Annotated in this window: 4 protein-coding genes; 3 read left to right on the top strand and 1 reads right to left on the bottom strand. The window is 33.0% G+C overall.

The window, feature by feature from the left end:
- Positions 1 to 133: 133 nt before the first annotated feature.
- Positions 134 to 424 carry a hypothetical protein gene (locus A6E03_RS19025; protein WP_065601528.1) on the bottom strand — a complete coding sequence of 97 codons (291 nt, stop codon included), beginning with the start codon at positions 422 to 424 and terminating at the stop codon, positions 134 to 136.
- 245 nt (positions 425 to 669) lie between these two features.
- Between A6E03_RS19025 and A6E03_RS19020 the strand changes: the two genes are divergently transcribed.
- From A6E03_RS19020 to A6E03_RS20575, 3 genes are all read left to right on the top strand, one after another.
- Positions 670 to 1,164 carry a hypothetical protein gene (locus A6E03_RS19020; RefSeq protein WP_065601527.1) on the top strand — a complete coding sequence of 165 codons (495 nt, stop codon included), beginning with the start codon at positions 670 to 672 and terminating at the stop codon, positions 1,162 to 1,164.
- A 143-nt stretch (positions 1,165 to 1,307) separates the two neighbouring features.
- Positions 1,308 to 1,544: a hypothetical protein gene (locus A6E03_RS19015; protein WP_065601526.1), complete on the top strand. Its 237-nt coding sequence runs from the start codon at positions 1,308 to 1,310 to the stop codon at positions 1,542 to 1,544.
- Positions 1,545 to 1,887: 343 nt separating this feature from the next.
- Positions 1,888 to 2,685 (top strand): hypothetical protein, encoded by a 798-nt coding sequence (locus tag A6E03_RS20575; RefSeq protein WP_369688365.1) that lies wholly within the window; start codon positions 1,888 to 1,890, stop codon positions 2,683 to 2,685.
- Positions 2,686 to 2,697 lie beyond the last annotated feature (12 nt).

Here is a 2,697-nt window from a genome sequence, read left to right as displayed (position 1 = left end):
GCATCAACACGATTTATTACATTCGGCGTTCTGGATTGTCTTGGGTTTCGTGATTAAGGCAGTTAAATTCAGGTTGGTTTGCATGGTAATAAACGTGTTACGCCAGCGTTATACGGGTGTTTTACATCGATAGCTAGGCTTCAATCAACCCATCAATATTATAAAATAATAGGGTTCCAAATATAGCTACGATTACGACGTAACCAATTGAAATGGCAATTCCATATGATATTGAGTAGTTTTGCTTCACTTGGTTTTCTACGACCTTATTTTCATCGAAGGCTTGTACGAAATTAGCGGTAAACTTAGTTGGTAATGGTTGAATGGACAATTTACCAATGCTTAAAGTTGAAACAATTAGGCGTCCAATTTTATATACAAATGGGTTTCCTAAAATGATAATTAAATGAGCAATAGCGTCCATTCTGCTCTCTTGGTTTTGTGTCGGTTGTAAGTATCATAACCGTATTTAGTTAATGTAACTGTGGGTAATATCTTGGTTCCACACAATTAATTTTATCTGTGCCGTATAACAAAGCAATCAACACGATTTATTACATTCGGCGTTGTAGGTTTGTCTTTGGTTTCGGTGTTTAAGGCGGTAAAATTCAGCTAAGTCGTCGTAGTAATAAACGTGTTATTGCGGCGTTATATTTTTAAGGTGAATAAATGCGGAAAATTGTTGGTGTAATATCTGTTATTGGAGTTCTTAGTATTTCTGGGATATTGATAAGTTTGTTTGCATATCTATCTATGTTTAATGGCAAATTATCTAGTGACCATGCGGTATGGGCACAATTTGCTGACTATTTATCAGGGACTATTGGTGTAGTTTTAACCTTCGTATCATTTATTGCCCTTTTATATACAATATATATACAGTCAAAAGAGTTAGCTGAAACACGACAGGAAATGAAACTTTCTCGTCAAGCGCAAGAACGAGCTATCGATTTCACAAGGCTTGAAGCACTACTTTCATTGAAATCACACTATTTAGATATCATTAATAAAGAATATGAAAAGGCTGAATGGTGGGGAAAAGGTAAAAATGATAGTTTTATGCAAGTAGTAATAGATACAGTTGCAGATACAGATACAAAATTGCGAGAAGTAAGCCTAGAACTAAATGAATACCATAATAAAGTCATACAGAAAAAAATATAACAAATGCATCAACACGATTTGCTACATTCGGCGTTGTCGGTTTGCCTTTAGTTTCAGTGATTAAGGCAGTAAAATTCAGCTAAGTCTGTATCGTAGCAAACGTGTTATGCAGGCGTTATGCGTAAATCAAAGGGGGAATAAATATGAGGATTACTAATTTTAAAGCATTTGATTCAGATAATAGTCAGTTATCAGTTGATGCATATGGAAACAATATTGCTTTTCAATGTTTAAAATGTGGGCATCCAATTTTGGGTATTGCTAGATTAAATCAAAGAGGTTCAGATCTAAAGCATCCTGCTAGTTGTAAAAAGTGTGGTGTATTACATTATCTTCATATAGTAGAAGCTGAAAATAAAATATATATTAAGTTAATTTAAATAGTTATGGTGAAGATAAATATGAAGAATAAGCACAAATTACGTTATGGTTCATCAGTGTTTGGAATATTACTTATATTTATTGCTTTAATTGATGGTTATTGTGATTTTTTACCATACTTGGACTCCGCATGGTTATTAGCATCAGGAGTACTTCTTGTTGGCTTATCTGCTAGAAAGCCGGTTGGGAATTTTAATTAACTGTTAAGTTTACGCATAACAAAGCAATCAACACGATGCTATTTACATTCGGCATTCGCGGTTTAGAGTATAATTGGTTTTATAAGTCGGTCTTTCGCACGTGTTATTGCGGCGTTATGCGTTTTTGTAAATTAGAGGATATATGTCAAAAAATACACAAAAAAAATCAACATTACATAATAATCAAGAAAAAGATGGGTTGTTGGATAGTCTTGATTCAAGAATTAGTAAATTACAAGTTAGATTAGATCATAAAGAAAGTAGATCTTCTGACTTTATACTTAGCTTACTGATATTTATATCTTTATTGTTTGTATTTTTTGGCGATGGATTTTTAGAGCTTGTTGGGATTTACAAAGATCAAGATAGGTATGCTCCGTTACTCGGTACTGCATCAGCATTTTACTTCGGATTTGCATATGCATTAATTCTAACTAGAAGAAATATTCGTCATCGACATTTAGTTGAAGAATTGGAGAGTTTAAAGATTCAAAGAAATACACTTAGGCCACTTAAATCTTCTGACAATGTTACATATTTTGATCGTTTGGTAGATATAAATATTAGTAACTTGAGTGAGTATTATAAGATGGTTAAAGAGCATACCAATAAAAGTTTTTTTGCCTCTATTGCTGCTGGGATTGTAGGTTTTCTTCTGATCGTTACGGGTATGTTTATTGGTTTTACTGATTTAAATAATGCGGATTCTGTTGCTTATATATCTGCTGGTTCCGGTGTGATTGTGGAATTTATTTCAGGAGTTTTCTTTTGGTTATATAGTAAGACAACGCAGCAGTTAAAAGGTTATCATGATAGCTTAGTAATAATTCAAAATGTGCTACTTTCGTTTAAAGTAGTTGAAGATACTGATGATAAAGATACAAAGCTTGAGATGGCTAAAATAATGATAGCATCACTAAATAGTACAAAAAACGCATAACAAATGCATCAA

Source organism: Aliivibrio sp. 1S128 (genome assembly GCF_001691065.1).
GTDB lineage: Bacteria > Pseudomonadota > Gammaproteobacteria > Enterobacterales > Vibrionaceae > Aliivibrio.
The sequence above is the reverse complement of the archived record's forward strand: the minus strand, read 5'-3'. Positions and strand labels throughout refer to the sequence as shown.

What these genes read in the sequence shown, in the direction of transcription:
- A6E03_RS19025 (WP_065601528.1), bottom strand. Translation starts at nt 424, where the DNA reads ATGGACGCTATTGCTCATTTAATTATCATTTTAGGAAACCCATTTGTA.
- A6E03_RS19020 (WP_065601527.1), top strand. Translation starts at nt 670, where the DNA reads ATGCGGAAAATTGTTGGTGTAATATCTGTTATTGGAGTTCTTAGTATT.
- A6E03_RS19015 (WP_065601526.1), top strand. Translation starts at nt 1,308, where the DNA reads ATGAGGATTACTAATTTTAAAGCATTTGATTCAGATAATAGTCAGTTA.
- A6E03_RS20575 (WP_369688365.1), top strand. Translation starts at nt 1,888, where the DNA reads ATGTCAAAAAATACACAAAAAAAATCAACATTACATAATAATCAAGAA.